This window comes from Rhizobium sp. Leaf311 (assembly GCF_001423445.1).
Classification (GTDB): domain Bacteria; phylum Pseudomonadota; class Alphaproteobacteria; order Rhizobiales; family Rhizobiaceae; genus Agrobacterium.
The window spans coordinates 61,020-77,077 of sequence record NZ_LMNZ01000022.1 but is presented as its reverse complement, the minus strand read 5'-3'; the positions used below and the strand labels follow the sequence as shown (position 1 = coordinate 77,077).

At 57.4% G+C, this 16,058-nt stretch carries 15 protein-coding genes; all 15 read right to left on the bottom strand.

What is annotated here, in order from left to right; translation table 11 throughout:
- Positions 1–43 precede the first annotated feature (43 nt).
- Positions 44–685 (bottom strand): LysE family translocator, encoded by a 642-nt coding sequence (locus tag ASF69_RS21020; RefSeq protein ID WP_062590322.1) that lies wholly within the window; start codon positions 683–685, stop codon positions 44–46.
- An 11-nt stretch (positions 686–696) separates the two neighbouring features.
- Positions 697–1,110: an MAPEG family protein gene (locus ASF69_RS21015; RefSeq protein WP_062590450.1), complete on the bottom strand. Its 414-nt coding sequence runs from the start codon at positions 1,108–1,110 to the stop codon at positions 697–699.
- 69 nt (positions 1,111–1,179) lie between these two features.
- The gene (gene odhB, locus ASF69_RS21010) at positions 1,180–2,415 is read right to left on the bottom strand and encodes a 2-oxoglutarate dehydrogenase complex dihydrolipoyllysine-residue succinyltransferase (protein ID WP_042620061.1); all 1,236 of its coding nucleotides are present in this window, start codon (positions 2,413–2,415) and stop codon (positions 1,180–1,182) included.
- Positions 2,416–2,471: 56 nt separating this feature from the next.
- Positions 2,472–5,468 (bottom strand): 2-oxoglutarate dehydrogenase E1 component, encoded by a 2,997-nt coding sequence (locus ASF69_RS21005; protein WP_062590448.1) that lies wholly within the window; start codon positions 5,466–5,468, stop codon positions 2,472–2,474.
- 170 nt (positions 5,469–5,638) lie between these two features.
- On the bottom strand, positions 5,639–6,541 hold the full coding sequence (gene sucD, locus ASF69_RS21000) for a succinate--CoA ligase subunit alpha (RefSeq protein ID WP_062590320.1): 903 nt from the start codon (positions 6,539–6,541) through the stop codon (positions 5,639–5,641).
- 17 nt (positions 6,542–6,558) lie between these two features.
- On the bottom strand, positions 6,559–7,752 hold the full coding sequence (gene sucC / locus ASF69_RS20995; RefSeq protein ID WP_062590319.1) for an ADP-forming succinate--CoA ligase subunit beta: 1,194 nt from the start codon (positions 7,750–7,752) through the stop codon (positions 6,559–6,561).
- 32 nt (positions 7,753–7,784) lie between these two features.
- Complete coding sequence (gene mdh / locus ASF69_RS20990; protein ID WP_062590318.1) at positions 7,785–8,747, bottom strand: malate dehydrogenase; 963 nt, start codon at positions 8,745–8,747, stop codon at positions 7,785–7,787.
- A 180-nt stretch (positions 8,748–8,927) separates the two neighbouring features.
- Positions 8,928–10,091, bottom strand: coding sequence for a cell division protein ZapE (gene zapE, locus ASF69_RS20985; protein ID WP_062590317.1), 1,164 nt, complete (start codon positions 10,089–10,091; stop codon positions 8,928–8,930).
- A 47-nt stretch (positions 10,092–10,138) separates the two neighbouring features.
- Positions 10,139–10,672 (bottom strand): protease inhibitor Inh/omp19 family protein, encoded by a 534-nt coding sequence (locus ASF69_RS20980; RefSeq protein ID WP_062590316.1) that lies wholly within the window; start codon positions 10,670–10,672, stop codon positions 10,139–10,141.
- Between the two features lie 202 nt (positions 10,673–10,874).
- Complete coding sequence (locus ASF69_RS20975) at positions 10,875–11,654, bottom strand: succinate dehydrogenase iron-sulfur subunit (RefSeq protein WP_062590315.1); 780 nt, start codon at positions 11,652–11,654, stop codon at positions 10,875–10,877.
- Between the two features lie 15 nt (positions 11,655–11,669).
- Positions 11,670–13,514, bottom strand: coding sequence for a succinate dehydrogenase flavoprotein subunit (gene sdhA, locus ASF69_RS20970; RefSeq protein WP_062590312.1), 1,845 nt, complete (start codon positions 13,512–13,514; stop codon positions 11,670–11,672).
- A 6-nt stretch (positions 13,515–13,520) separates the two neighbouring features.
- Complete coding sequence (sdhD, locus tag ASF69_RS20965; RefSeq protein ID WP_062590310.1) at positions 13,521–13,901, bottom strand: succinate dehydrogenase, hydrophobic membrane anchor protein; 381 nt, start codon at positions 13,899–13,901, stop codon at positions 13,521–13,523.
- Between the two features lie 12 nt (positions 13,902–13,913).
- Positions 13,914–14,306, bottom strand: coding sequence for a succinate dehydrogenase, cytochrome b556 subunit (sdhC, locus tag ASF69_RS20960; protein WP_062590309.1), 393 nt, complete (start codon positions 14,304–14,306; stop codon positions 13,914–13,916).
- Between the two features lie 656 nt (positions 14,307–14,962).
- Entirely contained in the window at positions 14,963–15,607 is a 645-nt protein-coding gene (locus ASF69_RS20950) for a methyltransferase (RefSeq protein WP_062590305.1), read from the bottom strand.
- A complete protein-coding gene (locus ASF69_RS20945) occupies positions 15,604–16,056 on the bottom strand; it encodes an EVE domain-containing protein (protein WP_062590303.1) in 453 nt (150 codons plus the stop codon). Before ASF69_RS20945 ends, ASF69_RS20950 begins: the two co-directional genes overlap by 4 nt.
- Positions 16,057–16,058 lie beyond the last annotated feature (2 nt).

Genomic DNA, 16,058 nt, shown 5'->3' with positions numbered 1-16,058 from the left:
TGTGGACGGCGACCGCCGTCCTTTCTTTCGTTTGACCTGAAATTCAGGCCGATTTTTCAGTTGCAAGCTTGATTCCGAGGGCGATGAACACAACGCCACTCGTGCGGTCGATCCACTGGCTGGCACGGGCGAAAGCCGCGGGCATCCGTGGTGTCGTCATGAACATGCTGACACCGACAAACCAGAGAATGAGGCAGCTTGCCATCACGAAACCGTAGCCGAACTTGATCGGAACGGGCGTATGCGCATGAACCACCGTCGAGAAGATCGACAGAAAGAAGAACACCGGCTTGGGATTGAGCGCATTGGCCGCAAAACCAAGGGTGAAGGCCTTGAGGCCCGATTGTCTTTTCTGCCTGGAAACGTCTTCCGCACCAACCTCTGGGATATCCATCTTGCCAGCGCGCAAAGCCTTGATGCCGATATAGATTAGATAGGCGACGCCAAGCCACTTTACGATGTTGAAGAGATAAATGGACTGAGAAATGACCAGCCCGAGCCCAAGGATCGTATAGGTGACGTGGAACATCAGGGATGTTCCCACACCGAAACTGGTGATGATCGCCGCTCTGCGGCCATTCACCATGGCCTGACGCATGACCATGGCGAGGTCGGCCCCGGGAGACACGATGGCAAACGAGAAAATCGCCATCAGGGATGCAAGCTCGATGAGATACTGGTGCATCGATCTTTCCCCTAGAACATCAAGACGAAGAGCATGAGGAGAAGCCCGATCATGGAACCGATCCAGACCAGTGACCGGACATAGGGAATGCCCATCAGATAGAGCGGGATGTAGACAATGCGGCAGATGACCCAGATCCATGCGCCAATCAAAGCAATCCCTGCAGGATCGCCCGCCATGATGACCCCAAAGGCGAGAGCGATGAAGGCAACGTAGGTTTCGAGAAAATTCGAGACTGCGCGCTCTGCACGGCCAGCAAGCTTGCCCTGCGGTTTTTTGCCGTCGTCACGCGGACCGGCATTCCAGCTGCTCCCCAACTCTTTCGTCGCCGTCATGGCCTGCAGCGCGATGTGCACCATCAGAATGAGTACACTGACCCCTATGAGGGGTAGAAACGGTGATGCGGCAAGGAAAGTGGGTTGCACGAGCAAGCTCCTGAGACAATTTCAGCGGGATTTCACTTGAAACCCCGCTGACCGAAAAAGCAAGTTCGATCAGAGATCGAGAACGAGACGCTCTGGATCTTCCAGGCTTTCCTTGACGCGAACGAGGAAGGTCACGGCTTCCTTGCCATCAACGATACGGTGATCGTAGGACAGCGCCAGATACATCATCGGACGGATGACAACCTGACCGCCGATGGCAACCGGACGATCCTGGATCTTGTGCATGCCCAGAATACCGGACTGAGGCGCATTCAGGATCGGCGAAGACATCAGCGAACCATAGACACCACCATTGGTGATGGTGAAGGTGCCGCCCTGCATGTCTGCCATACCCAGCGAACCATCGCGTGCTGCCTTGGCAAGACGACCCAGTTCCTTTTCAACGCCAGCGATGGAGCGCTGATCGGCATCACGGATAACAGGAACGACAAGGCCCTTATCCGTGCCGACAGCCATACCGACGTGACAATAGTTCTTGTAGATGATGTCGTTGCCATCGATCTCGGCGTTAACCGCTGGCAGTTCCTTCAGCGCGTGCGTCACGGCCTTGGTGAAGAAGCCCATGAAGCCGAGCTTGACGCCATGCTTCTTCTCGAACACGTCCTTGTAGCGATTGCGCAGTTCCATGACCGCAGTCATGTCCACTTCATTATAAGTGGTCAGCATCGCTGCTGTGTTCTGTGCGTCCTTCAGGCGGCGCGCAATGGTCTGGCGCAGGCGCGTCATCTTCACGCGCTCTTCGCGAACAGCATCGCCCTCGGAAGAGGCCGGACGTGGCGCGGAAACGGCAGCAGGTGCTGCGGCAGGAGCAGACGTTCCCTTGGCGACAGCCGCCAGAACGTCACCCTTCAGAACCTGGCCACGCTTGCCGGAACCGTCAACCTGATCGGCCGACAGATTGTTTTCAGCCAGCAGCTTTCCAGCAGCAGGTGCTGGTGGCATGGAGCTTGGTGCAGAAGAAACAGCGGCAGGTGCAGCAGCAGCCGGTGCGGCTTCAGGAGCCTTTGCCGGTGCAGCAGCAGGTGCAGATGGAGCAGCGCCGGCTGCACCCTCAGCGATCTGGCCGAGCAGCGCGTCGAGACCAACGGTCTCACCGTTCTGCGCAACGATTTCTGTAAGGACGCCGGAAGCTGGCGCTGGAACTTCAACGGTAACCTTGTCGGTTTCCAGCTCTACCAGCGGCTCGTCAGCCTTGACGGTATCGCCAACTTTTTTGAACCAGGTGCCGACAGTCGCTTCGCTGACGGACTCGCCGAGGGTTGGTACGCGGATTTCAGTGGCCATGATCTAGTTCCGTTTCATCAAAAATCTGTTTTGCAAGGGTGCATGCGGGAGAGTTTTCACTCTCCCAGCGCGTCTTCCAGGAATGCCGCGAGCTGCGCGAGGTGCTTGGACATCAGGCCCGTTGCTGGCGATGCAGCAGCAGGACGACCCGTGTAACGGACCTTCTGGTACTTGGCATCGATATGGGCGAGAACCCATTCCAGATAAGGGTCGATGAACGACCACGCACCCATGTTCTTCGGCTCCTCCTGGCACCAGACCATCTCGGCGTTGCGGAAGCGCGACAGCTCGTTGATGAGCGCCTTGGCCGGGAACGGATAGAGTTGCTCGATGCGCAGCAGGTAGATGTCGTCGATGCCGCGCTTTTCGCGCTCTTCCAGAAGGTCGTAATAGACCTTGCCGGTGCACAGTACGACGCGACGGATCTTGGAATCCTTCTGCAGCTTGATTGGGCCGTCCTTGATGACCTCAGCATCGTCCCACAGCAGGCGGTGGAACGAGGACTCGCCCGCCAGCTCGGTCAGCGAAGACGTCGCGCGCTTGTGGCGCAGCAGGGACTTCGGCGTCATCAGGATCAGCGGCTTGCGGAAGTCGCGCTTCACCTGACGGCGCAGGATGTGGAAGTAGTTCGACGGCGTGGTCACGTTTGCGACCTGCATGTTGTCTTCGGCGCACATCTGCAACCAGCGTTCCAGACGGGCAGACGAGTGTTCCGGACCCTGACCTTCATAGCCATGCGGCAGAAGGCAGACGAGACCGGACATGCGAAGCCACTTGCGTTCACCAGACGAGATGAACTGGTCGAAGACGACCTGCGCACCGTTGGCGAAGTCACCGAACTGGGCTTCCCAAAGCGTCAGCGCATTCGGACGGGCCAGCGAGTAGCCGTATTCGAAACCGAGAACGGCTTCTTCTGACAGCATGGAGTTGATGACTTCGTAGCGAGCCTGCGTTGGCGCAAGATTTGCCAGCGGAATGTAACGCTCTTCGCTCTCCTGATCGTAAAGAACCGAGTGGCGCTGCGAGAAGGTGCCGCGTTCGCAATCCTGACCGGACAGACGGATCTTGTGACCGTCGACCACGAGCGAGCCGAAGGCAAGTGCTTCAGCCATCGCCCAGTCCAGACCTTCACCGGTCTCGATCATGTTGGCACGGTTTTCCATGAAGCGCTGAATGGTCTTGTGCGCCTTGAAACCTTCCGGAATGGTCGACAGCTTGCGACCGATTTCCTTCAACTGCTTCATCGGAGCACCGGTCTTGCCACGGCGCTGCTCATCTGCGTTGTCAGCAGCGCGCAGGCCGGACCACTGGCCGTCGAGCCAGTCGGCCTTGTTCGGCTTGTAGCTCTGACCGGCTTCGAATTCCTGCTCCAGATTGGCGCGCCAGTCGGCCTTCATCTTTTCGAATTCGCCTTCGGTCAGCAGACCTTCGGCAATCAGGCGCTCGGCATAGATATTCGCGACAGTCTTGTGTGCGCGAATGACCTTGTACATCTTCGGCTGCGTGAAGGACGGCTCGTCGCCTTCATTATGGCCAAAGCGGCGGTAGCAGAACATGTCGATAACGACAGGCTTGTGGAACTTCATGCGGTATTCGGTCGCAACTTTCGCCGCGTAAACAACCGCTTCCGGGTCATCACCATTGACGTGGAAGATCGGCGCTTCGATCATCTTGGCAACGTCGGATGGGTAAGGCGACGAGCGCGAGAAGCCCGGATTCGTCGTAAAGCCGATCTGGTTGTTGATGATGAAGTGCATGGTACCGGCAACGCGGTGACCGCGAAGGCCGGACAGACCGAGGATTTCGGCAACCACGCCCTGACCTGCAAAAGCAGCATCGCCATGCAGCAGCAGTGGCAGAACCTTGGCTCGCTCGGACAATGGGATGGTATCGCCGTCCCAGGACTTTGCAAGCTGGTCCTGCTTGGCGCGGGCCTTGCCCATGACGACAGGGTTGACGATTTCAAGATGCGAAGGGTTGGCCGTCAGCGACAGGTGAACCTTGTTGCCATCGAATTCGCGGTCGGAAGACGCACCGAGGTGGTACTTCACGTCGCCGGAACCTTCGACATCGTCAGGCTTGAACGAACCGCCCTTGAACTCGTGGAAAACGGCGCGGTGCGGCTTGCCCATGACGTTGGTCAGAACGTTGAGGCGACCACGGTGGGCCATGCCGAGAACGACTTCTTCCAGACCGTCCTGGCCGCCGCGCTTGATGATCTGTTCCAGCGCGGGGATGAGCGATTCACCGCCATCAAGGCCGAAACGCTTTGTGCCCTTGAAGCGCACATCGAGGAACTGCTCGTAGCCTTCGGCTTCGACCAGCTTGGACAGGATCGCCTTCTTGCCTTCGGCGGTGAAGGCAACGCCCTTGTCCGGGCCTTCGATGCGTTCCTGGATCCAGCCCTTTTCTTCCGGGCTCGAAATATGCATGAATTCGACGCCGAGCGTCGAGCAATAGGTCCGCTCGAGAATTTCGATCATCTCACGAACGGTCGCGTATTCGAGACCCAGAACGTTATCGATGAAAATCTTGCGGTCGTAGTCGCTTTCCTCGAAGCCGTAGGACTTCGGCGACAATTCGTTGTAATCCTCAACCGCGCTGGCAATGCCGAGCGGATCGAGCTTTGCATGCAGGTGGCCGCGCATGCGGTAGGCACGGATCATCATGATGGCGCGCACGCTGTCGCGCGTCGCCTGCAAGACTTCGGCTTCGCTGACGCCCTTGCCGGTTTCTGCGCCCTTGGCTTCGGCCTTGGCCTGAACCTTCTTCTCGATCGCCTTCTCAACCGTCGCCCAGTTGCCGTCAAGCGCCGAGATAAGGTCGCCATTGGCCGCGATAGGCCAGTTTGCGCGCTTCCACGAAGCACCCTTGGCGGCCTTCTTCACGTCGTCGGGATTGTCGGAAAGCCCTTTGAAAAAGCTCTGCCACTCTGGAGAAACGGAGGACGGATCCTCCTCGTACCGGGCGTAGAGCTGCTCGATATAGGCTGCATTCGCGCCGTCTAGAAACGACGTGATCTGAAACTGCTCGTTGGCGTCTTGCCTTGCCATGGTGTTTTCGCGGACGTATTCGCCCGCCTCCTCAATCCCGTTGATGACCGTTTCCGGCCTGCCGCTTTCGTCCACGCCGCGTCTAAATCGATGCAGCGTCAGTCTCTTTTCTTGCGGCTTCGGGCAGGCTGCCGTTTCCGACACCTGCCCGCTGCCAAATCTTTGTTATCTCAGCCCTTAAGGACTTCGACCAGCGTCTTGCCAAGGCGAGCCGGGGATGGCGAAACCTTGATACCAGCTGCTTCCATGGCTGCGATCTTCGATTCCGCATCGCCCTTGCCGCCGGAAACGACAGCGCCAGCGTGGCCCATGGTGCGGCCCTTTGGAGCCGTACGACCGGCAATAAAGCCAGCCATTGGCTTCTTACGGCCCTTCTTGGCTTCGTCGATCAGGAACTGTGCCGCATCTTCTTCTGCAGCGCCGCCGATTTCGCCGATCATGATGATCGATGTCGTCGCTTCATCTGCGAGGAACATTTCCAGCACGTCGATGAACTCGGTGCCCTTGACCGGGTCGCCGCCGATGCCGACAGCCGTTGTCTGGCCGAGACCTTCGTTCGATGTCTGGAACACAGCTTCATATGTAAGCGTGCCGGAGCGCGAGACAATACCGACGGAGCCCTTGCGGAAGATGGAGCCCGGCATAATGCCGATCTTGCATTCTTCCGGTGTCATGATGCCCGGGCAGTTAGGGCCAAGCAGGCGGGACTTGGAGCGGTCGAGGCGAGCCTTGACGCGAACCATGTCCATGACAGGAATGCCTTCGGTGATGCAGGTGATGAACGGAATTTCCGCATCGATGGCTTCGATGATTGCATCTGCAGCGCCTGCTGGCGGAACATAGATGACCGATGCGTCAGCGCCGGTCTTTTCCTTGGCTTCAGCAACGGAAGCGAAGATCGGCAGGGTTTCGCCCTTGGAGCCAGTCCAGTTGGTGCCACCCTTGGAAGGGTGAATACCGCCGACCATCTGCGTGCCGTAATAGGCAAGCGCCTGTTCGGTGTGGAAGGTACCGGTCTTGCCGGTCAGACCCTGAACGAGGATCTTGGTGTCTTTGTTTACAAGAATAGACATTATTTCCAGTCCCTCAATTAGCCGTTGATCGCCGCAACGATCTTCTTGGCCGCATCGTCCAGATCGTCAGCAGCCGTAATCGCAAGACCCGATTCATTCAGAAGCTTCTTGCCCAGCTCGACATTGGTGCCTTCAAGGCGCACGACGAGAGGAACCTTCAGGCCGACTTCCTTCACTGCGGCAATAACGCCTTCAGCAATGACGTCGCACTTCATGATGCCGCCGAAGATGTTGACGAGGATGCCCTCGACCTTCGGGTCAGCCGTGATGATCTTGAACGCAGCCGCAACCTTTTCCTTGCCAGCGCCACCGCCGACGTCGCAGAAGTTTGCAGGCTCTTTGCCGTAGAGCTTGATGATGTCCATCGTTGCCATGGCAAGACCGGCACCGTTGACCATGCAGCCGATGTTGCCATCGAGCGCTACATAGGCGAGGTCCCACTTGGAGGCTTCGATTTCCTTGGCATCTTCTTCGGTCTCGTCGCGCAGCGCCTTGACGTCGTCATGGCGGAAGATCGCGTTGCCGTCGAAGGACATCTTGGCGTCGAGAACGCGCAGGTGACCATCCTTCATGACGATCAGCGGGTTCACTTCGAGAAGAGCCATGTCCTTTTCGACGAAGGCCTTGTAGAGCGCAGGGAAGAGCGCCTTGGCGTCTTCTGCAGCGGCGCTGGAAAGCTCGAGTGCCTTCGAAATTGCAGCGACATTCTCAGCCGTCACACCAGCTTCCGGCTCGATCGCAATCGTGTGGATCTTTTCAGGCGTGTCATGCGCAACGGCCTCGATGTCCATGCCGCCTTCCGTGGAAACCACGAATGCAACCTGACCAACGGAACGGTCAACCAGCAGCGAGCAATAGAGTTCGCGCTCGATATCCGCACCATCTTCGATGTAAAGGCGGTTGACCTGCTTGCCGGCATCGCCCGTCTGCGCTGTGACCAGCGTGTTGCCGAGCATATCCTTGGCGTGGGAAACGACTTCCTCGATGGACTTGGCCAGGCGAACGCCGCCCTTTGCATCGGGGCCGAGTTCCTTGAACTTGCCCTTGCCGCGACCGCCAGCATGGATCTGGCTCTTGACCACGTAAAGCGGACCGGGAAGCTGCTTTGCAGCCGCTTCGGCTTCTTCGACCTTGAGGATAGCAACCCCTTCGGCCACCGGCGCACCATAGCCCTTCAGGAGAGCCTTGGCCTGATACTCATGAATATTCATGGATTAATCCCTGTTTGTAGCCTGAACGGCAATTACTTCAGCGACGGAGCAATGTTGACGCAGGCTTCGCAAAGACCCGCAACGGCGCCGACGGACTTCTGGAAGGCAGCTTCCTCGTCCTTGTTGAGTTCGATTTCGATGATGCGCTCAATGCCGCCGGCACCGATGATCGTTGGGACGCCGACATACATGTCGTTGACGCCGTACTGACCGGAGAGATAGGCAGCAGCTGGCAGAACGCGCTTCTTGTCCTTGAGGTAGGATTCAGCCATCTCGATTGCGGAAGCCGCAGGCGCGTAATAGGCAGAACCGGTCTTGAGCAGACCGACGATTTCGGCACCGCCATCACGGGTGCGCTGAACGATTTCTTCCAGACGCTCGGCAGTGAGCCAGCCCATCTTGACGAGGTCGGTCAAAGGCACGCCGGCAACCGTGGAGTAACGGGCAAGCGGAACCATCGTGTCGCCGTGGCCGCCCAGAACGAATGCGGTCACGTCTTCAACGGAAACATTGAACTCTTCCGAGAGGAACAGGCGGAAGCGCGCGCTGTCGAGAACGCCAGCCATGCCGACCACCTTGTTCTTCGGCAGGCCGGAGAACTTCTGGAGTGCCCAGACCATGGCGTCGAGCGGATTGGTGATGCAGATCACGAAAGCATTGGGGGCATATTTCTTGATGCCAGCGCCAACCTGCTCCATGACCTTGAGGTTGATGCCGAGAAGATCGTCGCGGCTCATGCCTGGCTTTCGGGCAACACCGGCGGTCACGATGCAGACATCGGCGCCTTCGATCGCGGCGTAGTCGGATGCGCCGGTGAGCTTTGCATTGAAGCCCTCGACCGGGCCGGACTGGGCAATATCCAGACCCTTGCCCTGCGGGATGCCGTCAGCGATGTCGAAGAGGACGATATCGCCCAGTTCTTTCAGGCTGGCCAGATGCGCCAGCGTACCGCCGATCATGCCAGAACCAATAAGTGCAATCTTTTTGCGAGCCATCGAATGCTTCCTCTCGAGCTTCAATTCAATTTCGCCGCGAATGTATGGCGGCTTTAAATTGTCGCACTCGACTTAGCTTTATTGGCTCCAATTGGCAACAGATTCTTTTAGGCTCAGTATTTTCAATCGTTTAGATGATAAATTTCTTACGTGAACGTAAGAATTTCAGACACGTTTCTGTCATGCTGCTTCACGTTTTTCGTTGTGGAGAGCGAGGTAGTCGGCACTGCGCATTTCGAAAAGTCGCGACGCCGTTCGGTCGAATTCGAAACCTTCGGTACCTTTACGCGTCACCAGAAGCTCTTCCGGCATCGCTGCTGCCGATGCGATGACGCGGACCGTGTGGTCATAGAGCGCATCGATGAGAATGATGAAACGTTTCGTCTCGTTGCGCTTATTCGCATCGAGAAGGGGGATGTGATCGATGAACACAGTGTCGAAACGAGCTGCGATCGCAAGGAAGTCGGAAGCACCGAGAGGCTTTTCGCAAAGGTCGGAGAACGAGAACCGGGCGATGCGACCGGCCGAACGTGGAACGTGGATCGACCGTCCCTTCATTTGTATCTCTGTCGATGCAACGACCTGCCCGTTCACCAGTTGCTGCCAGGCTCTTTCCATGGCCGCATCCGCTGCATCGCCAAGCGGCGTAACATATACGGGCAGACTTCTGATCTTCTCCATCCGATAATCCGTTGGACTATCGAGCGTGACGACCTGGACGTGGCCTTTCAGCAGATCGACAAAAGGCAGAAAGAGCCCGCGATTGAGGCCGTCCTTGTAGAGATTGTCCGGAACGACATTTGACGTCGTCACCAGCGTGCATCCATGCGCAAAGAGTTCAGTGAAGAGACGCGCCAGGATCATGGCGTCAGCGATGTCGGTGACCGTAAACTCATCGAAGCAGAGGAGCTCGGCCTCCTCCAGAATTTGTGCCGCAACGGGAGGAATGGGGTCTGCCTGCTTGGTTTCGCCATTCTTGAGCTTCTGGCGATGGGCGTGGACGCGATTATGGACGTCTGCCATGAATTCATGAAAATGGCAGCGTCGTTTCTTTTCCACCGGGGCTATGTTGAAGAACATGTCCATCAGCATCGTCTTGCCACGGCCGACACTACCGTGAACATAGAGGCCTTTGACCGAAGGGGCTGGCCCTGCCTTTTTTGCGAACATCCAGCCGAGAGCGCTTTTCTTTCTCGCCGGCTTGCGGATCTTCAAGTCGGTTAGAATGCGGTCGAGATTATGAGCGACATCAAGCTGGGCAGCATCTGCCTTCAACTCTCCAGAAGCGGTCAATGCCTGGAGCTGTTCTACGACGCTGTGGTTATAATCGGGCAATGGCTGCATGAAAGAGCCTTATGTGCGGGCACACGGATGCGCCCGCAGAGATGGAATTATCGGCTGAGGGTCAATGGCTGGCCACTGTTTGTCGTACCATCATATTTGGTCTCGCCAGTCTTGTAGACACGGCCGATCGTGTCACCGGCTCTGTTCTTGAACAACACCATCTTGTTGGAAACTTCCCAGGAACCCATCGACGAAAGCTCGCCCGCGCAGCCACGTGTGCCGCCACGCGAACCGCTGCCAAGGTTGGTCAGGGTCAGGAACATGTCACAGCTTGCGCCGCCATTCGAAACGCGCCAGTTGCCAACCATGGCTTCTTTCGTCACGTCCATTGCGGCAGCAGGTGCTGCGGAAGCGACGTTGGTGCCAGCAGGGGCCGCATTGCCAGGAGCTGTCGGGAACTGCGTGGAACCACCCGGTGGCGGCAATGAACCGGACTGAACGGAAGGCACCGGCTGCGCCTGAAGAGGCGGCGTGTAGCCGGAATTGCCACTCGGGCTGTTGTTGTAGTCATAAGAGGTACGCTGGCAACCGGCGAGGCTCATCACAACCGCAAGGCCTGTCACCACATATCTGAATTGCATCTCAAGCTCCCGATTCTCTGCTTCGGAAAGAACATGTCTACACAAAACGGCTGAATTATTACCAAAGAATTAGTCACGGCAAGCCGATGCTTCGATAATTACGATTTCAGCCGAATTTTATGCAAATCTTCAGCCCTCTGTCTGGTGAACAGGCCATTCGCGCGCGTCATGGCCTGTCTATTAAGTCAATATGGCGTGCCGCTTACACGCGACGCTCGACCATCATCTTCTTGATTTCGGCAATGGCCTTGGCAGGATTCAGACCCTTGGGGCAAGCCTGTGCGCAGTTCATGATGGTGTGGCAACGATAAAGGCGGAAAGGATCCTCAAGATTGTCGAGGCGTTCGCCGGTGGCCTCGTCGCGGCTGTCGATCAACCAGCGATAAGCCTGCAGCAGGACTGCCGGGCCAAGATAGCGGTCACCATTCCACCAGTAGCTCGGACAGGACGTGGAGCAGCAGGCGCACAGAATGCACTCATACAGACCGTCGAGCTTCATACGGTCGTCGTGGCTCTGCTTCCACTCCTTGGCAGGAGTTGGCGAGACAGTCTTCAGCCATGGCTCGATCGAACGGTGCTGTGCGTAGAAGTTCGAAAGGTCAGGAACGAGGTCCTTGACCACAGGCATATGCGGCAGAGGATAGACCTTCACCGTGCCGTTGATGTCTTCCATGCCCTTGGTGCAGGCGAGCGTGTTCGTGCCGTCGATATTCATGGCACAGGAGCCACAGATACCTTCGCGACAGGAGCGACGCAGCGTCAGGGTCGGATCGATATTGTTCTTGATGTACAAAAGGCCATCGAGAACCATAGGGCCGCAATCATCCACGTCGATATAATAGGTATCAATACGCGGATTTTGACCGTCGTCAGGGTTCCAGCGGTAAATACGGTATTCGCGAACATTCTTCGCGCCCGCAGGCTTTGGCCAGACCTTGCCTTCGGTCATCTGAGAGTTCTTGGGAAGAGTCAGTTCAACCATGTCCAAAATCCTCTATCAGTAGACGCGGGCTTTTGGCGCGATCTTCTGAAGATCGATGCCATCGGCGATCAGGTCGGTATGCACTGGGCGATAGTCAAGCTTGACGTCACCCTGCTCGTTTACCCATGCCAGCGTGTGCTTGCGCCAGTTGACATCATCACGGCCGCCGAACGGGCCGTCGACAAAGTCCTCGCGGGCGTGGCTTCCGCGGCTTTCCTTGCGCGCTTCCGCCCCGTAAACGGTCGTGATGGCATTGGCCATCAGGTTCTCAAGTTCCAACGTCTCGACAAGGTCGGAATTCCAGACCATCGAGCGGTCGGTGACCTTGATGTCTGGCAGTTCCTTCCAGATGGCCGAGATACGCTTGCAGCCGCTTTCCAGCGATTCCTGCGTGCGGAACACCGCTGCATCGTCCTGCATGGCGCGCTGCATCTTGTCACGAAGAACGGCTGTTGGCGTGCTGCCATTGGCGTTGCGCAGACGGTCGAAGCGATCCATGATCTTGTCGCAGGCAGCGACATTGAGAGCCGGGATCGAGCTGTTGCGATCGATGACTTCCGCTGCGCGGATTGCTGCGGCACGCCCGAAGACCACGAGGTCGATCAGCGAGTTGGAGCCAAGACGGTTTGCGCCATGAACGGAGGCGCAACCGGCCTCACCCACTGCCATCAGGCCGGGGATGATGCGCTCTGGATTTTCGCTGTCGGCATTCAGCACTTCGCCCCAATAGTTGGTCGGAATGCCACCCATATTGTAGTGAACGGTCGGCAGAACCGGGATAGGCTCGCGGGTCACGTCAACGCCTGCAAAGATCTTCGCGCTCTCGGAAATGCCCGGCAGACGCTCATGAAGGATAGCCGGATCGAGGTGATCCAGATGCAGGAAGATGTGGTCCTTGTTCTTGCCAACGCCACGGCCTTCGCGGATTTCCATGGTCATGCAGCGCGAAACGACGTCACGCGAAGCCAGGTCCTTTGCGGAAGGCGCATAGCGCTCCATGAAACGCTCGCCTTCGGAGTTGACGAGATATCCGCCTTCACCGCGCGCGCCTTCGGTAATCAGGCAGCCAGCGCCATAGATGCCGGTGGGGTGAAACTGGACGAACTCCATGTCCTGAAGCGGAAGCCCGGCGCGTGCAATCATGCCGCCGCCATCGCCCGTGCAGGTGTGCGCGGATGTAGCGGAGAAGTAGGCACGTCCGTACCCGCCCGTCGCCAGCACCACCATCTTGGCGGAGAAGCGGTGGATCGTACCGTCATCGAGGTTCCAGGCAACGACGCCCGTGCAGCGGCTACCGTCATCCGACATGATGAGGTCGAGCGCGAAATATTCGATGAAGAATTCGGCGTTGTTGCGCAGCGACTGACCATAGAGCGTGTGCAGGATGGCGTGACCGGTGCGGTCGGCAGCAGCACAGGTGCGCTGCACCGGCGGGCCTTCACCGTAATTCTGCATATGGCCGCCGAAGGGGCGCTGGTAGATCTTGCCTTCCGCATTACGAGAGAAGGGAACGCCGTAATGCTCCAGCTCATAGACCGCCTTTGGCGCTTCCATGGCGAGATACTGCATGGCGTCAACATCGCCCAGCCAGTCGGATCCCTTAACGGTATCGTAAAGGTGCCACTGCCAGCAGTCTGGCGTCATGTTGGTCAGCGATGCGGCAATCCCGCCCTGCGCTGCAACCGTGTGCGAGCGGGTGGGGAAGACTTTGGTGATGCAGGCCGTCTTGAAGCCCTGTTCGGCCATGCCGAGCGTCGCGCGAAGACCCGCGCCACCAGCGCCGACGACAATCACATCATAGGAGTGATCGACGTAGTTGTAGGCCTTGCCGTTCTGTGAAGGTGAACTGATCGATGCCATGACAAATTATCCTGCAAATGCGATTTTCAGTACGGCGAAGAGGCAAAGTCCGCCCATGATGACCGCGAAGAAAGTGTTGAGCATCAAAAGCGCCAGCTTGGGCACTTCGGCATGTATGTAATCTTCGATGATGACCTGCATTCCGAGCTTCATGTGGATGATGCCGGAAACGACAACAAGCCCCATGACAACGGCCACAAGCGGATTCGACAGAGCGGAGGCGACTTCCTCGTAGGGTGCGCCGCCATACATAACCAGGAAAACGACAAAGAAAATAAGCAAAGGTACGTTTGCCACTGCGGTAAGGCGCTGGCGCCAGAAATGCTCAGTGCCATCCTTGGCCGAGCCAAGTCCGCGAACCTTGTTGAGAGGTGTGCGCATATCCATGAAAATATCTCCTCAGCGCACGATCAGGGCGACAACCCAGATCAGCGCGGTCAGACAGATCGAAACGACGAAAGACGCCTTCGCGATCCTGGTCGTGAAATGCTTATCGAAGCCATGCCCAAGGTCCCACATAAAGTGGCGAAGGCCGCCCAGCATGTGGTGGACGAGCGCCCAGGTATAACCGATCAGGATCAGTTTACCGATGATGGAACTCATTGCCCACTGCACCCAGCTGTAGGCGTCGACGCCAGAAGCGGTCGCAATCAGCCACCAGGCAACAAGCACCGTGCCGAAATACAGTGCGCCACCGGTGACGCGATGCATGATGGATGCGACCATCGTCGGAATGGGCTTGTAGATTTGAAGATGCGGCGACAAAGGCCGATTGTTTGTCGTATTCGCCATATGGACCTCACGGCGTTTCCTGCGCCCGCAAGCCGGACGCCCCCAAACAACGCACATGACGGAGGAATGTGCATTGCACCAACCGCGACCTTTAATCGCACGAGGCGGCAACCACAAGCACATTTGGGCGGCAAAACGAATTTAATCGATTGTGTATCGAAGATTCTTTGCGATTGAAGGATCAAAAATAAAATATCCAGCGTTTCCAAGCCAAGACGCATATTTTTTCTTACGTAAACGTTAGAAAAAATGCGGCAGATTCCATTTATTCAGGAGATAAAATCTCATGTTTGCGCACCGTAACCTGATACCGTTTCTGGGGCTCCTGACGGCCATTTTCGGCGTTTCTGTCGCTCATGCGGAATACTCGAAAAGCCCTTTCCGGCATCATCATTCTTATGGGCGCCATGACAAATCAATTTATAGTGGTGACAGCCTGACGACCTCCATCCGCCGATTGGGAACCTTTTCAGGTGGCATCACGGCCTTTCGGGAGAGAAGAAATGGCAATTATTTCGCAGTGGAGGGAGGCTCGTTCTCAAGGCCTGGCGCTGGCGGTCTGCCCAAACCGCGCATTATCCACGTCGACAAGGCCAGGTCGGATGCCTCATGTTCCTATGAGGCAGGCGTGTGCGTCATAAGGCCCTGAGAGACCATCATGCAAAACGCCAAACCGTTGTCTTCTTGACATCACTATCCTCAAGCGCCCGCGTTACCGGCACCTGATAGGTCGCGCAGGCGAAAAGATCGTCCTTGGGAAGATAGGCGCGCCCAGGGTCACCGACGAGAACGCCAATACCGCGCCGAGTCAGTTCGCGAAGCCATGGCCGAAGCAGCCCGGCGAATGCGCTGTCATAAAAGACGTCGCCAGCGAGAAGGACATCGGTCTCCACATCCCGCCCGATAATGTCATCGCCGGAGAAATCCACCTCCACACCATTCAGCGCCGCGTTGAGGCCAACCGCCGTCTGCGCCCATGGATCGATATCGATGGCGGTAACGCTCAAGGCGCCAGCCTTGGCCGCCGCGATGGCGACCAATCCCGATCCACTGGCAAAATCTACCACGCGCTTGCCTGCCACCTCCTGCGGATGGTCGATGATATAGCGAGCAAGGCCCTGGCCACCGGCCCAGGCGAATGCCCAGAACGGCGGCGGAAGCCCGATTTCCTGCAACTCATCTTCCGTCTTCAGCCAGAGATCATGCGCCTCGCTTGCCAGATGAAGTAGGATTTCCGGCACATGTGGCGGCGACTGAACGGATGTATTTCCCCGGATGAAGGTCTCAGGATCGGTTTTCACTCGTCCGTTTCCGGCGATTGTGGCGGATCGGCCAGCTTTCCCATACGGCAGACTTCACGATATTCCGCCTCCGTGACAGGCTGTACGGACAGGCGCATCGAGGTGACAAGGGACATTTCGGCAAGCTTGGGGTTGGCCTTCACATCCTTCAAGGTAACCGGTGACGGCATGTCGCAGACAGCTTTGATGTGGACGCAATCCCATCGCGCGTCGCCTTCAGCCGTCGAATCGGGCCGGGACAATTCGCATACTTCCACGATGCCGACGACTTCAAGACCCTCGTTGGAATGATAGAAAAATCCCTTGTCGCCCAGCTTCATGGCGCGCATGTTGTTGCGCGCCTGGTAATTGCGAACGCCGCCCCATTCCTCGCCCGCCTCTCCCTTCGCCTTCTGCTGGTCCCATGACCAGGTGGAAGGTTCCGACTTGAAAAGCCAGTAATTCGGCATGG

Excerpts from the sequence above, each read along its gene's own strand:
- ASF69_RS21020 (WP_062590322.1), bottom strand. The coding sequence starts at position 685 with ATGCACCAGTATCTCATCGAGCTTGCATCCCTGATGGCGATTTTCTCG.
- odhB (WP_042620061.1), bottom strand. The coding sequence starts at position 2,415 with ATGGCCACTGAAATCCGCGTACCAACCCTCGGCGAGTCCGTCAGCGAA.
- ASF69_RS21005 (WP_062590448.1), bottom strand. The coding sequence starts at position 5,468 with ATGGCAAGGCAAGACGCCAACGAGCAGTTTCAGATCACGTCGTTTCTA.
- sucD (WP_062590320.1), bottom strand. The coding sequence starts at position 6,541 with ATGTCTATTCTTGTAAACAAAGACACCAAGATCCTCGTTCAGGGTCTG.
- sucC (WP_062590319.1), bottom strand. The coding sequence starts at position 7,752 with ATGAATATTCATGAGTATCAGGCCAAGGCTCTCCTGAAGGGCTATGGT.
- mdh (WP_062590318.1), bottom strand. The coding sequence starts at position 8,747 with ATGGCTCGCAAAAAGATTGCACTTATTGGTTCTGGCATGATCGGCGGT.
- zapE (WP_062590317.1), bottom strand. The coding sequence starts at position 10,091 with ATGCAGCCATTGCCCGATTATAACCACAGCGTCGTAGAACAGCTCCAG.
- ASF69_RS20980 (WP_062590316.1), bottom strand. The coding sequence starts at position 10,672 with ATGCAATTCAGATATGTGGTGACAGGCCTTGCGGTTGTGATGAGCCTC.
- ASF69_RS20975 (WP_062590315.1), bottom strand. The coding sequence starts at position 11,654 with ATGGTTGAACTGACTCTTCCCAAGAACTCTCAGATGACCGAAGGCAAG.
- sdhA (WP_062590312.1), bottom strand. The coding sequence starts at position 13,514 with ATGGCATCGATCAGTTCACCTTCACAGAACGGCAAGGCCTACAACTAC.
- sdhD (WP_062590310.1), bottom strand. The coding sequence starts at position 13,901 with ATGGATATGCGCACACCTCTCAACAAGGTTCGCGGACTTGGCTCGGCC.
- sdhC (WP_062590309.1), bottom strand. The coding sequence starts at position 14,306 with ATGGCGAATACGACAAACAATCGGCCTTTGTCGCCGCATCTTCAAATC.
- ASF69_RS20945 (WP_062590303.1), bottom strand. The coding sequence starts at position 16,056 with ATGCCGAATTACTGGCTTTTCAAGTCGGAACCTTCCACCTGGTCATGG.